The following is a 12,971-nucleotide window of genomic DNA, read 5'->3' as shown; positions in this document are numbered from 1 at the left end:
GGCTCACCGCTTGGATATGACGGCAGCCGATTTCAACTACAAAGAAATTTGATCAGTACGCGCCCGTCTTTCTGGACAACGGCCGAGATCAGGCTTAACCTGGATATGTTCGTGCCGCCGATGTGCGGGCTCGAATGCTTCCAAGGATCGTCTTACATGAAGCGCCGCAGCGCGCGACCGTTCATGGTCGAAGTCAAGCAGACCCGTCCGGCCCGCACATCGCTGACTGCCACTGAAGCGCGCTCCCGCCCGGACAAGACTCTATGGCCGGAACTGGCGCAGGCCGCGATGGAGCCGCCGGCATCCGTGCCTCAGGCGGCACCGGCCCAACGCCCGGAACGGAAGGCGCCGGAGACACCGGCTCGCCGGGTTCTGCCGAGCCTCGTCCCCATGTTCGAGATTCCGGACGAGCCGGTGGCCGAACCGGCGGACGAGGCCGTGCCGGCACCTCGGGTGCGGCGGCCGCGCCGTACCCGGGCTCCCGCGTCCGAGCAGGACATCGCCCCCCAGGTGCAGGCGGCACCGCCGCGTCCGGCCGCAGAGCCGCCCCTGCCCGTCGCGGAGGCGCCCCCCCTGGCGGCCGCGTCCGGTCAAGGTCCGTCGCCGCGATCGACGGCCGGGCGGCGAACGAAGGACCTGCGGCTCGGGGAACGCTGGAAGCGGCGCCTTCCGCCGGCCCTGCGCTGACCCAGGCTGCGCTGACCGGTCCTGGCGCCTTCGCCCGGATCCGTCAGGGACTGCACGGTCCGAAGGTCTCGAGCCATCCGCGCAGACAGGCTTCGCAAGCCGGCCCGGCGCCCTCGGCCGGCGGGCTCCATCCGGTCCAAAACCGGCTCTATCCGTCAGCCCCGGGAGCGGCACGCCGGGCGGCTCGTCCCGCGTCCCGGCAATCCGGCGCTTGGCGGCGTCCCATTGGAACGCCGCCTGTCCAACCCGATGGATCCGGCGGAGGCGCAGACGGTCAAGCCGCCTGCCGCTCCGGCACCAGTCCCGCGGCCAGGCGCGAGTTGCGGTAGCGCGCGTCGCCGGTGACCTCGCCCTCGACCCAGGGGGGCAGCACCACCGGCTGGTCCTCGCGCTCCAGCTCGATCTCGGCCAGGATCAGGCCCGAGAGCCCCCCGCCGAACACGTCGACGTCCCACGTCGCTCCGGCATGGACGACCCGGTAGCGGGTCTTCTCCAGCCGCCGGTCGGGCGGCACCGTGGCGAGGAGCGCCGCGCCGTCCTCGGGCGGGATGGCGAATTCGATCTCGTCCCGGCAGGCGCCCCGGCGCGGGCTCTTCCACGTGATGAGCGTGCGCGCCCCGGCGCGGCGGATCCGGATCGTGTTGGCGGCGTCGGTGAAGAGATAGCCCTGAACGAAGTGCGTCCCCTCCCGGCACAGCGCCAGAACCGACGGGTTCGCGATGAACTTGCGCTCGATCTCGACCGGCATACCGTGCCTCGTGGACATTTGACGCAGGAGCTTTCGCGGAGGAGCCGGCCCGAGACAAGCGGGCTGCTGGGGATGAGCACAGCGCTGCGGGCATGGCTCGGTGCCGATTCGCACGGGCTGAATTGGGATCGTATTAAACTTATGTAAAAACGCGAGGAGTCTTGGCCTTGCAAAAGCAACATCAGAAACCCCGCCCCCCAACATCCCCGAGGTCGGCGCTGAAGACGTCATCCAAGCGGCCGAACCTGAAGAAGCTGCTCCGGAAGGCGCATGTCAAACCGCTGAAGCCGCTCAAGCAGGTGGCGGCCCTGCCGTTCCGCGTCGACGCGGAGGGCCGGATCGAGATCCTGCTGATCACCTCGCGGGATACGGGCCGCTGGATCATTCCGAAGGGCTGGCCGATGTCCGGCCGGAAGGCCCATCAGGCGGCCGAACGGGAGGCCTTCGAGGAGGCGGGTCTCAAAGGGCAGATCGCGGCGAGCCCGGTCGGTCGGTACCACTATCAGAAGCGCTTCGATCACGGCCGGGCGTTCCCCTGCATGGTCCGCGTCTACCCGCTGCGGGTCGAAGCCCAGCATGCGCGCTGGCCGGAGCAGGATCAGCGCACGCTGCGATGGTTCCCCCCCGAAGAGGCGGCACGCCTCGTCCACGAGGACGAACTCCAGGAGCTGCTGGCGGGTTTCGCGGTGCGGCCGGTTGAAAGCCACGGTTGAAGGCCGGCGCGGCCCGTTCGTCGCCGCGACCCGGGCGAGGCTATAGGGCAAAGAGGCTGCGCTGAAGGGATGTGACAATCGCGCCGGAAACGCCCGCCCGCGGGTGCCGGGCCGTCCGCGACCGCAGTTTATGCAACTTCTGATTAGTATCCGCAGGTTACGGTTCCAGCCATCGCAGATGGGCGGGGCACCTCGATGTATCGCGCTTTCGCTTGCCTGACCGAGGAACACACCGCCTGGGTGGTGGCGCTGGCGGCCTGCATCTGCTGGATCTCCTGCGCGGTCGCCCTCAAGCTCGAGCAGCGCGTCCAGGCCCACAGGCACGGGCCGATCTGGCTCCTGGCCTCGGGCTTCTCGATCGGAGCCGGGATCTGGAGCACGCACTTCATCGGCATGCTCGGCTACGATCCCGGGGTGGTGCTCGGCTACGAGCCGCGCACGACCCTGCTCTCCCTGCTGGTCGCCATCGCGGCCGCCACCGCGGCCTTCCTGCTCGCCCGGGCCACGCCGTCGCGCTGGGCGGGGGCCGGGGCCGGCCTGGTGCTGGGGATCGGCATCGCCGGCATGCATTTCCTCGGCATCGCCGGCGTGCGGCTGCCCGGGCATTTCACCTGGGACCCGGCCCTGGCCGTCACGGCGATCGCGGCGGGCTGCCTGCTCTCGGCGGTGGGGATGGCCATCCATGTCGGGCCCGCCGGCCCGCGGGCCCGGTTCGCGGCCGCGACCGTCCTGACCCTCGCCATCGCGGTCCTGCACTTCCTGGCCATGTCGGCCGCCCGGGTGGTGCCGGATCCCGCCCTGGCGATCCCGCAGCTCGGTCTCGCCCGCGGCGTGCTGGCCGGCGGCATCGCCGCCATGATGGCCGTGATCCTGGCCTTCGCGGCGCTGACGCTGATGTTGGACCACCTGCGCCGGATCAACGTCGCCCTGGCCCGACAGAGCCACATGCTGCGGGAGAAGACCCTGCTGCTCGACGCCACCCTCGACAGCATGGACCAGGGTCTGATCATGGTCGACGCGGGCGGTGCGGTGCGCGTGTGCAACGAGCGGGCGCTGGCGCTCCTCGATCTGCCCCGGGCGATGATGCAGGCGCAGCCGAGCTACCGGGCGGTGCTGCGCCATGAGGCAAGCCGCCGCGAGCGCCGACTCACGGACCGCTCCTCCCGGGCCTGGATCGAGCGCGGCGAGGCCGGGCAGACGCAGGTCCACGAGCGGGCGCGGCCGAACGGCCTCGTGCTGGAGATCCGCACCGTGCCGCTGGCGGATGGCGGCTTCGTCCGGACCTTCACCGACATCACGGAGCGGAAGGCCGCCGAGGCCGAGGTGGCCCGCCTGGCGCGCCACGACGTGCTCACCGGCCTTCCGAACCGGGCGCTCTTCCACGAGACCCTCGCGCGCAGCCTCGCCGACATCGCCCTACGCGGGGGCGCCTGCGCGGTCCTCTACCTCGACCTCGACGGCTTCAAGAGCGTGAACGACAGCCTCGGCCACCAAGCGGGGGACGAACTCCTGCGCCGCGTGGCGGCCGGCCTGCGGCGCGCCGCGGGGGACGGGGCGGTGGCCCGGCTCGGAGGCGACGAGTTCGCCGTGCTCTCGGACGGGGGCGCGGCGGAGGCCGCCGCCCTGGCCGAGCGCCTCATCGCCCTGTTCGACAGCCCGTTCAGCGTGGCCGGGCACCGGGTCGGCGTCGGCCTGAGCATCGGCATCGCGCTGGCGCCCGAGCACGGAATGGATGCGGAGCCCCTCTACCGCCGCGCCGACCTCGCCCTCTACCGGGCGAAGGCCGAGGGCCGCGGCACGTACCGGATCTTCACCCCCGTCATGGACGAGGAGGCCGAGGAGCGGCGGATGCTCGAACGCGACCTGCGGCAGGCTCTCGACGACGATACCCTGAGCCTGCACTATCAGCCGCAGGTGGACGGCTACACGGGGGCGCTCGTCGGGTTCGAGGCGCTGCTGCGCTGGACGCACCCGGTCCGCGGCAGCGTGGCGCCGAGCGTCTTCGTGCCGCTCGCCGAGGAAACCGGCCTGATCGTGGTGCTCGGCGACTGGGTGCTGCGCGAGGCCTGCCGCGAGGCGGCGCAATGGGCGCAGCCCCTGAAGGTCGCCGTCAATCTCTCGCCGCGCCAGTTCCAGAAGCCCGATCTGCCCGAGTCCGTCCTGGCCATCCTGGCAGAGACCGGCCTGTCGCCGGACCGCCTGGAGCTGGAGGTCACCGAGAGCATCATCATCAACGACATGGCGCGGGCCGTGGGCATCCTCCGGCGCCTGAAGGGCTACGGCATCCGGATCAGCATGGACGATTTCGGAACCGGCTACGCGTCGCTCGCCACCCTCCAGGCCTTCCCGTTCGACAAGCTGAAGATCGACCGCTCCTTCGTGGCGCAGCTCGGGACCGGACCGCAGGCTGCCGTGATCGTGCGCGCCGTGCTCAGCCTCGGCCGCAGCCTCGGCATGGGCGTGGTCGCGGAGGGCGTCGAGACCCACGCGCAGATGAAGTTCCTCACGGAGGAGGCCTGCGGCGAGATGCAGGGCTACCTGTTCGGCAAGCCGCGCCCGATCGCCGACTACGCCGCGGCGGTCGGCGCTCCCGCGGTGGCGGTCGCCGCCGGATCGGGCCTTGCCGCGGCCGGGTGAGGGCCGTCGCCGGCCTTACCCGATGGGGAACCCGCCGGATCCGTCCGACGTTGGGCCAGCAGATTGGATCACTTCTAAGGTCCACGCTCTCCGTTCCCCGCCAGGGCGGCCCCGGCCGCCGGCCTCACAGGAGCCTGACCATGAACGCCAAGTGCGAGACCTGCCGGTTCTTCGACGAGCACAAGGGCAACGGCGCCGTCGCCCAGAACGATGCCGGCCTGTGCCGCTTCAACCCGCCGGTCAGCCAGCCCGCGCCCGAGTCCAAGGGATTGTGGCCGATTGTCGGTGCCCAGGACTGGTGCGGCCACTACACCCCCGAGATGACGGCGGCCGAGTAGGAATTTTCGCAGGGCGCACGATGGGGCCGGCCTTCGGGTCGGCCCTTTCGTTTGGCGTCAACGTCCCCGGCCGCCGCCGGGCGCCACCCGCAGCGCCGCACCGCGGTCGGCGCGCATGCGTCTCGTGATCGGTCGGGCCCGCGGCCCCCGACCGCGGGGCCCGCGATTTTCGGGTCGATGATCCCGTCGCCCCCTGACCATCGGGGACGTGGGCGCTACCTTGGAGCCAATCCAGGGTGTCGGTGTTTCCCCGGGTGTCCCGCCTTCGATGGGCCGACGCGCGTCGGCGGCGGCGCCGGCCCGGAGACCGAGACGCGCCGTCCCTGCCCTTGTGATCTGAACCGGAGAGAAACTTGATGGTGGGAGCTACCGCCGCCGCGCCCCAGGACCGGGGTGCCGGGACTTCACAGACCACCGCACGGACCGACGTGCCGGTCCTCGCCACCGTCACCTTCACGGTGAACGGCGAGCGGCGCACGCTGGACCTCGACACCCGCACCAGCCTGCTCGACGCGGCACGCGAGCACCTGCACCTGACCGGGTCCAAGAAGGGCTGCGACCATGGCCAGTGCGGCGCCTGCACGATGATCGTCGACGGGCGGCGCATCAATGCCTGCCTGACGCTCGCGATCATGCACCAGGGCGCCGAGATCACCACGATCGAGGGGCTCGGCCAGCCGGACCAGCTCCATCCGATGCAGGCGGCCTTCGTGAAGCACGACGGCTACCAGTGCGGCTACTGCACGCCGGGCCAGATCTGCTCGGGCGTGGCCGTCCTCGAGGAGATCAAGGCCGGCATCCCGAGCCACGTCACCGTCGACCTCGATGCCGCGCCCCGGGTCACCGAAGCCGAGATCCGCGAGCGCATGAGCGGCAACATCTGCCGCTGCGGCGCCTATTCCAACATCGTCGAGGCGATGACCGAAGTCGCCGGGGGGCAGGCATGAAGTCCTTCACCTACGAGCGCCCGAGCACGCCCGCTCAAGCCGCCGCCGCCGTCGCCGGGACGCCCGACGCCAAGTTCATCGCCGGCGGCACCAACCTCCTCGACCTGATGAAGCTGCAGATCGAGACCCCGCGCCACCTCGTGGACGTGAACGGCCTCGGCCTCGACACGGTGGAGCCGACCGCGGAGGGCGGCCTGCGCATCGGCGCCCTGGTACGCAACACCGACCTCGCGGCCCATCCGCGGGTGCGCAAGGATTACGGGGTCCTGAGCCGGGCGCTGCTGGCCGGCGCCTCGGGCCAGCTGCGCAACAAGGCGACCACCGCCGGCAACCTGCTCCAGCGGACCCGCTGCCCGTATTTCTACGACACGGCCCAGGCCTGCAATAAGCGCCGGCCCGGCTCGGGCTGCTCGGCCCTCGACGGGGTCAACCGGCAGCTCGCGGTGATCGGCGGCAGCGACGCCTGCATCGCCACGCATCCGGGCGACATGGCGGTGGCCATGCGGGTGCTCGACGCCACCGTCGAGACGGTCGATGCCGCGGGCACGGAGCGCCGGATCCCGATCGCCGAGTTCCACCGCCTGCCCGGCGACGCCCCCGAACGGGATACGAACCTCAAGCCCGGCGAACTCATCACCGCGGTGACGCTGCCGAAGCCGGTGGCGGGCACGCATATCTACCGCAAGGTCCGCGACCGCGCCTCCTACGCCTACGCGCTGGTCTCGGTGGCCGCCATCCTCGGCAAGGACGGGACGGGTCACGTCGCCTTCGGCGGCGTCGCCGCCAAGCCCTGGCGGGACGCGGCGGCCGAGGCCGACCTGCCGAAGGGCGCGAAGGCCGTGACCGACCGGGTCTTCGCCGACGCCAAGCCCACCCCCGAGAACGCCTACAAGCTGAAGCTCGCCGAGCGGACCCTCGGCGCCGCGCTCAACCAAGCGAGGGCCTGAGCCATGAAGTTCGACACCCCCGCCGGCCCGAACCCGATCGACCGGCTCAAGGTCGTGGGCCAGCCCACCGACCGGATCGACGGCAAGTACAAGACCACCGGCACCGCCCCCTACGCCTACGAGCGCCACGACGCGGCGCCCGAGGCCGCCTACGGCTACGTGCTCGGCTCGGCCATCGCCAAGGGCCGCGTCCGCAGCATCGACACCGCTTCGGCCCGGCAGGCTCCCGGCGTCATCGGTATCGTCACCACCCTCGACACGCCCCGGATCGAGCGCGGCGTGATGAACGTCGCCTACCTGTTCGGCGGCGACGTGATCCAGCACTACCACCAGGCGATCGCCGTGGTGGTGGCCGAAACCTTCGAGCAGGCCCGGGCGGCCTCCTTCCTGGTCGCGGTCGAGTACGCCCCGGAAGCCGGCGCCTTCGACCTCGCGGCGGCGGCGAAGACCGCCGAGCCGGTCCCGGCCGAGAGCGGCGAGGGCAGCGGCGGCGACGGCGAGGAGCGCGTCGGCGATTTCGAGGGGGCCTTCGCGCAGGCGCCCGTGACCCTCGACGCGGCCTACACGACCGCCGACGAGAGCCACGCCATGATGGAGCCGCACGCCACGACGGCGGCCTGGGACGGCGACCGGGTGACGCTCTGGACCGCCAACCAGATGATCGGCTGGGGCCACGGCAGCCTCGCCAAGATGCTCGGCCTGCCGAAGGACAAGGTCCGGCTCGACGCCCCCTATGTCGGCGGCGGCTTCGGCGGCAAGCTGTTCGTGCGCGCCGACGCGGTGCTGGCGGCGCTGGCCGCCAAGGCGACGGGGCGGCCCGTGAAGGTCGCGCTCACGCGCCCGCTCATCGCCAACAACACCACGCACCGGCCGGCCACGATCCAGCGGGTCCGGATCGGCGCCACGCAGGACGGCACCATCACGGCGATCGCGCATGAGAGCACTTCCGGCAACCTGCCGGACGGCGATCCCGAGACGGCGGTGAACCAGACCAAGTTCCTCTACGCGGGGAAGAACCGCCTCACCGCCATGAAGCTCGCCCACCTCGACCTGCCCGAGGGCAACGCCATGCGGGCGCCGGGCGAGGCCCCGGGCCTCGCCGTGCTCGAGGTCGCCATGGACGAGATGGCCGAGAAGCTCGGCCTCGACCCGGTGGAGTTCCGCATCCGCAACGACACGCAGGTCGTCCCGACCCAGCCGGACCTGCGCTTCTCCCACCGCGACCTCGTCGGCTGCCTCAAGCTCGGCGCCGAGAAGTTCGGATGGGCCAAGCGCAACCCGAAGCCCGGCCAGGTCCGGGACGGGCAATGGCTCGTCGGCCTCGGCATGGCGGCGGCGTTCCGCGACAACATGGTGATGAAGTCGGGCGCCCGGGTGCGGCTGGACGGCAACGGCACGGTCACGGTCGAGACCGACATGACCGATATCGGCACCGGCAGCTACACGATCATCGCCCAGACCGCCGCCGAGATGATGGGCGTGCCCCTCGACAAGGTGGCGGTGCGGCTCGGCGACTCGGACTTCCCGGTCTCCTCGGGCTCGGGCGGCCAGTTCGGCGCCAACTCGTCGACGGCGGGCGTCTATGCGGCCTGCGTGAAGCTGCGGGAGTCCGTGGCGCAGAAGCTCGGCTTCAACGCCACCGACGCGGTGTTCGAGGAGGGCGAGGTCCGCGCGGGCAACCGCGCGATCCCGCTCGCCCAGGCTGCCGCGGACGGGGAGCTGGTCGCGGAGGACACGATCGAGTTCGGCAAGGTCTCGAAAGAGCAGCAGGTCTCGACCTTCGGGGCGCATTTCGTCGAGGTCGCCGTGGACGTCTACACCGCCGAGGTCCGGGTCCGGCGGATGCTGGCGGTCTGCGCGGCCGGTCGCATCCTCAACCCGAAATCGGCCCGCAGCCAGGTGATCGGCGGGATGGTCATGGGCACCGGGGCGGCCCTGATGGAGGAGCTGGCGGTCGACACCAAGCGCGGCTTCTTCGCCAACCACGACCTCGCCGGATACGAGGTGCCGGTCCACGCCGACATCCCGCATCAGGAGGTGATCTTCCTCGACGAGGTCGACCCGCGGTCCTCGCCCATGAAGGCGAAGGGCGTGGGCGAGCTCGGGATCTCGGGGATCGCCGCCGCGGTGGCGAACGCGATCTACAACGCCACCGGCATCCGCGTGCGCGACTACCCGATCACCCTCGACAAGCTCCTGGACCGGATGCCGGACGCGGCCTGACCGGGGAACGGGGACGTCCGGCGGACGTCCCCGGCTGGATCGACGCTGAGGAGGCCGGCCCGGCCCGCACCAGCACGGGCCGGCCGTCCGCGTCGCAGGCGCGCGCGGTGAAGGTGTTCACCCCGGCCGCGTCGCGCTCACGGGTGCCGTCAGGGTCCCGCGGGCGGGATCAGTACTTCCGGATGATCGGCTCCGGCGCCATCGGGACCGGATCTTCCCCGAACCGGTAGGTCAGGCCGGCATAGACCGAGAGCGGCTGCGCCAGCGTCGTGGTCCGGGGATCGTTGATCGACAGGTTGCCGGCGACCGCCCCCGTCTCGGCGAAGGTGCCGAAGGTGGCGTAGCGGTTGTTCGTCAGGTTGGTGATCAGCCCGAAGATCTCCAGGTTCTTAGTGACCTGATACTTCGTCGTCAGGTTCATCACGTAGTAGGCCGGCAACTTGCGGTTCAGGTTCGATTCGTCGCCGCGGAAATAGGACGACGAGAAGGCCGAGACGTTGAGGCCGAAGCGCCAGTTCGGGGTGATGTTGTACTCGAAGCCCGCCTTGATCTGGTGATCGGGGATGAGCGGGATCTTGTCGCCCGGCCGCACCCGGATGCCGCCGTTCGGGATCACGTCGCCGCCCACGGCACCGCCGGTCGCCCCCGTGCTGGCCAGGGGGTTGTTGGGCGACGAGAGGGTCGCGTTGAACTGGAAGGTCGCGTCGACCAGGGCGTAGTTGGCGTAGACCAGCAGGTCGGGGGTGACGGCGTATTCGGCGCCGACCTCGATGCCCTGGCGCCGGGTCGCCGGGACGTTGATGTAGTAGGCCCTGGCGGCATTGCCGGCGACAGCGACCTGATAGAGGTCGTTGCTCAGGTCGGTGCGGTAGACGCCGGCCTTGTAGGTCAGGGCGCCGCCCGACAGGAAGCTCGGGATCACCCCGCGGAAGCCGGCCTCGTAGGTCCGGCCGGTGACCTGCTTGAGCGGCGGATCGGCCACCAGCGAGTTGGGCAGCAGGCAGGGCTGGGTCGGGCTGGAGCAGGACAGCTCCAGCGGGGTCGGGGCACGGTTCGATTCCGAATAGCTCCCGTAGAGGTTGACCGCCGGGTCGAACTGGTAGGTCAGGCCCGCGAGCGGGTTGACCTTGGTGTATTCGTGCACGCCGGTCACGTCCGGCGAGAAGCCGGTCTGGTCGCGCGTCTGGATGCGGGCGTAGTTGAGGCGGAAGCCGCCGGTCAGCGACAGCCGGTCGGTGAGGTCCAGCGTGTCGGTGGCGTAGAGGCCGAGATACAGCGTCGAGCCGGTCACCGAGCTGGGCGCGAGGCCGATCGCCCCGAGGGTGCGGATGTCCGGCGTGCCGAGCCCCGGGATGGTGCCGTAATACGGGTTGTTCGGGTCGACGGTGATCGACAGGTTCGGATTGATCACGCCCAGCTGGCTGGACGACTTGAACGCGAAGGTTGAGGCGTCGACGCCGCCGCCGACCACGAAGGCGTTGTTCAGGCCGAAGATCCGGTCGCGGTTGGCCGCCTGCAGCGAGCCACCATACGACTCGGCCTCGGTCAGGGTCGTGTCGATCGTGCCGTACGGGATGTTCCGCAGGAACGGGATCGTCCGGTTGTTCAGGCCCAGGATCGCGAACTGGTTGGCGTAGGCCCGGCGGGCCGCCACCTGGCTGGTGGGCGGCGCGTTCACGTTGAACGCATCGTCCTGGTAGCAGAGCGAGCCCCGGAAGCTGCTGCGGCTGCTGCAATTCTCGAAGTTGCCCTGGTTGCCGTCGACGTAGTTCTCGCTGAAGCGCCGGTAATAGGCGTTGCCGGCGAGATCCCAGGTCGGCGAGATGTCCACCCGGCCGGTCAGCTGGATCGTGCCGACCTGCGTCGTCTGGGTCTGCGGGTAGGTGAAGATCGCCCGCGGATCGCGGTGGGTGAAGTCCACCGGGGTCGCGGCGGCGGCGCCGTAGAAGCTGCGGGCGGCGAGCCCGATCAGGTGGAACTCCGAATCCTGGGAGCGGTAGCCGAGATCCGCGTAGAGGCGGCCGATCGTGCTCGGGCTCTGGTAGCGCCAGCCGCGGTCGTTCAGGCCGTCGCCCGTGAAATAGAAGCTCCAGGGGCCGGAGACCTTGCCGTATTCGAGGTAGCCGGCGGTGCGCGCGTCCGAGCCGCCCCAGGCCGAGATCTCGGTGCCCTGCCAGGTGAAGCCGTTCTTCATCTGGATGTTGACCGCGCCGCCGATGGCGTTGAGGCCGAAGACCGGGTTGCCGGTGACGACGTCGATCCGCTGGATCGCCTGCGGGGGGATCAGGTCGAAATTGACGACGTCGCCGAAGGCTTCGTTGATGCGCACGCCGTTCTGATAGACGGCGAGCCCCTGCGGCACGCCCTGCACGGACGAGGCGGTGAAGCCGCGATAGCTGAGATCGACCCGGTTCGAATTGCCCTGCGAATCGTTGAGGTTCACGCCGGGCGTCTGCCGCGCCAGCGTGGCGATCACGTTGTCGGAGCCCCGGTCGATCTCGATCTGCCGCGCCGTGACGGTCTCGACGGTGCTGGGGATTTTATTAAGCGGCTGCTCCGAGCCCCGCAGGCGCACCCCGCCGGCCGGAGCCGGCAGCGTCGGCGCGGTCTGGGCGAGGGTATCGAGGGTCTGGGCGCCGCTGGAATTGCCGCCGCCCGCACCCACCGGCGACGTCGAGACGACGCTGATCTCACCGAGGGTGACGGCTTGTTGAGCCTGCGCGACACCGGGCAATAGGGCCACGGACGCGATCAAGCTGCCACGTAGGGCGTGCATATCTTCCCCCAACCTGAATTCAAGGCTCGCGCCGCTTCCCGTCGGCTGCGTGAGCGTCACTGATCTCGGGTCGGGTTCGGGTCGCAATTCACGTTTTGTTTAATCCCTGCCCGTGCCGGAAAAGACCATCGAATGACGCACAGTGTTGCGCAGATATAACATCATCGAACGATCGTCCGGGATCTTCGGGCATATTTGGAAGTAACTTGCGGGAATATTACGCAATCGGGAAGTTCGGCGACGGGCCATCGGGATGCCGGCCGGGACCGGCCCCCGTCGCCGCCTCCGGCTCACGGGGAGGCCAGCCGGACGGCCACCTCGTTCCTGCGCAGGAACGGGATCGCGAAGGGGGGATCGTATCCCATGACGAACGGCGCGCCCTCGGTTCTCCGTCCCGCCGCCGCCAGCACGTCGGCGAGGATGCGCGCCTGTGCGGCCCGCGCCTCCGGGGTGAGACGGCCGGAGAAGCGCAACGCCGCGATCCGTTCGGCCGGGATCTCGACCAGCCGGATCCCCGGCTCGGTCGGCGCGGGCGCCCCGGCCGCCGCCACCGCGCGCGGCAGGAAGAAGCGCATCGTGCCGGCCCCGTCCTGCTCCACCGGGACCGTCATGGCGATGCGCCGCCCGCCGGTCTCCACCGGCGCGGTCATGGCGATGCGGTCGCCCCCCCGGTTCGCACCGGTGATGTAGCGGAACAGCCGGCCGAAGGCCTCGCCGTCGCCCTGGCCGCGGGAATCGGTCTCGACCGCCAGGCGCGGCGCGTAGGACCGGATCTCGACCCCGCGGTCGAGACGCTCGACCACCGTGTAGGCGGGCTGCTCGTAGAGCGCCCGCACGCCGAAGATCCCGAGCACCGATTCCACGAGGGTGACGAGCACGTACAGGACCCTGTCCATGGCGGAAGCTCCGGATGCGGGCGCGGGCGTCGCCCCGCGGTCCCGGGAACATGGCGTCG

General features: G+C 70.5%; 10 protein-coding genes. 7 read left to right on the top strand and 3 right to left on the bottom strand.

Annotated elements, in window-relative coordinates:
• The first annotated feature begins 48 nt into the window (after positions 1-48).
• Positions 49-687: a hypothetical protein gene (locus GGQ91_RS19550; RefSeq protein ID WP_236961930.1), complete on the top strand. Its 639-nt coding sequence runs from the start codon at positions 49-51 to the stop codon at positions 685-687.
• A gap of 274 nt (positions 688-961) precedes the next feature.
• Here the strand turns inward: GGQ91_RS19550 and GGQ91_RS19545 are convergent, their stop codons facing one another.
• Positions 962-1,435, bottom strand: a complete 474-nt coding sequence (locus tag GGQ91_RS19545; RefSeq protein WP_043348059.1) for a CYTH domain-containing protein — start codon at positions 1,433-1,435, stop codon at positions 962-964.
• A 245-nt stretch (positions 1,436-1,680) separates the two neighbouring features.
• Between GGQ91_RS19545 and GGQ91_RS19540 the strand changes: the two genes are divergently transcribed.
• The 6 genes from GGQ91_RS19540 to paoC all read left to right on the top strand — a co-directional run bounded on the left by GGQ91_RS19540 (position 1,681) and on the right by paoC (position 9,240).
• A complete protein-coding gene (locus GGQ91_RS19540) occupies positions 1,681-2,148 on the top strand; it encodes an NUDIX hydrolase (protein ID WP_246410830.1) in 468 nt (155 codons plus the stop codon).
• Between the two features lie 195 nt (positions 2,149-2,343).
• Positions 2,344-4,785 (top strand): bifunctional diguanylate cyclase/phosphodiesterase, encoded by a 2,442-nt coding sequence (locus GGQ91_RS19535; RefSeq protein ID WP_182592675.1) that lies wholly within the window; start codon positions 2,344-2,346, stop codon positions 4,783-4,785.
• Between the two features lie 140 nt (positions 4,786-4,925).
• Complete coding sequence (locus tag GGQ91_RS19530; protein ID WP_043353828.1) at positions 4,926-5,123, top strand: hypothetical protein; 198 nt, start codon at positions 4,926-4,928, stop codon at positions 5,121-5,123.
• Between the two features lie 356 nt (positions 5,124-5,479).
• Positions 5,480-6,070 carry an aldehyde dehydrogenase iron-sulfur subunit PaoA gene (gene paoA / locus GGQ91_RS19525; protein WP_182592674.1) on the top strand — a complete coding sequence of 197 codons (591 nt, stop codon included), beginning with the start codon at positions 5,480-5,482 and terminating at the stop codon, positions 6,068-6,070.
• Positions 6,067-7,017 carry an FAD binding domain-containing protein gene (locus GGQ91_RS19520; protein ID WP_182592673.1) on the top strand — a complete coding sequence of 317 codons (951 nt, stop codon included), beginning with the start codon at positions 6,067-6,069 and terminating at the stop codon, positions 7,015-7,017. The genes paoA and GGQ91_RS19520 overlap by 4 nt, the downstream gene beginning before the upstream one ends.
• Before the next feature lie 3 nt (positions 7,018-7,020).
• Positions 7,021-9,240 carry an aldehyde oxidoreductase molybdenum-binding subunit PaoC gene (paoC, locus tag GGQ91_RS19515; protein ID WP_043759557.1) on the top strand — a complete coding sequence of 740 codons (2,220 nt, stop codon included), beginning with the start codon at positions 7,021-7,023 and terminating at the stop codon, positions 9,238-9,240.
• 169 nt (positions 9,241-9,409) lie between these two features.
• On the opposite strand, the gene GGQ91_RS19510 is transcribed toward paoC, so the two are convergent.
• A complete protein-coding gene (locus GGQ91_RS19510) occupies positions 9,410-12,016 on the bottom strand; it encodes a TonB-dependent receptor (protein WP_182592672.1) in 2,607 nt (868 codons plus the stop codon).
• Between the two features lie 290 nt (positions 12,017-12,306).
• Positions 12,307-12,912, bottom strand: coding sequence for an SOUL family heme-binding protein (locus GGQ91_RS19505; RefSeq protein WP_043759561.1), 606 nt, complete (start codon positions 12,910-12,912; stop codon positions 12,307-12,309).
• Positions 12,913-12,971 lie beyond the last annotated feature (59 nt).

It is taken from the genome of Methylobacterium fujisawaense (assembly GCF_014138435.1).
GTDB classification, from domain to species: domain Bacteria; phylum Pseudomonadota; class Alphaproteobacteria; order Rhizobiales; family Beijerinckiaceae; genus Methylobacterium; species Methylobacterium fujisawaense.
This window is presented reverse-complemented; position numbering and strand designations above follow the sequence as displayed.

Bases quoted from the DNA above. Each gene is read 5' to 3' on its own strand.
- GGQ91_RS19545 (WP_043348059.1), bottom strand. From the start codon at position 1,435: ATGCCGGTCGAGATCGAGCGCAAGTTCATCGCGAACCCGTCGGTTCTG.
- GGQ91_RS19535 (WP_182592675.1), top strand. From the start codon at position 2,344: ATGTATCGCGCTTTCGCTTGCCTGACCGAGGAACACACCGCCTGGGTG.
- GGQ91_RS19530 (WP_043353828.1), top strand. From the start codon at position 4,926: ATGAACGCCAAGTGCGAGACCTGCCGGTTCTTCGACGAGCACAAGGGC.
- paoA (WP_182592674.1), top strand. From the start codon at position 5,480: ATGGTGGGAGCTACCGCCGCCGCGCCCCAGGACCGGGGTGCCGGGACT.
- GGQ91_RS19520 (WP_182592673.1), top strand. From the start codon at position 6,067: ATGAAGTCCTTCACCTACGAGCGCCCGAGCACGCCCGCTCAAGCCGCC.
- paoC (WP_043759557.1), top strand. From the start codon at position 7,021: ATGAAGTTCGACACCCCCGCCGGCCCGAACCCGATCGACCGGCTCAAG.
- GGQ91_RS19510 (WP_182592672.1), bottom strand. From the start codon at position 12,016: ATGCACGCCCTACGTGGCAGCTTGATCGCGTCCGTGGCCCTATTGCCC.
- GGQ91_RS19505 (WP_043759561.1), bottom strand. From the start codon at position 12,912: ATGGACAGGGTCCTGTACGTGCTCGTCACCCTCGTGGAATCGGTGCTC.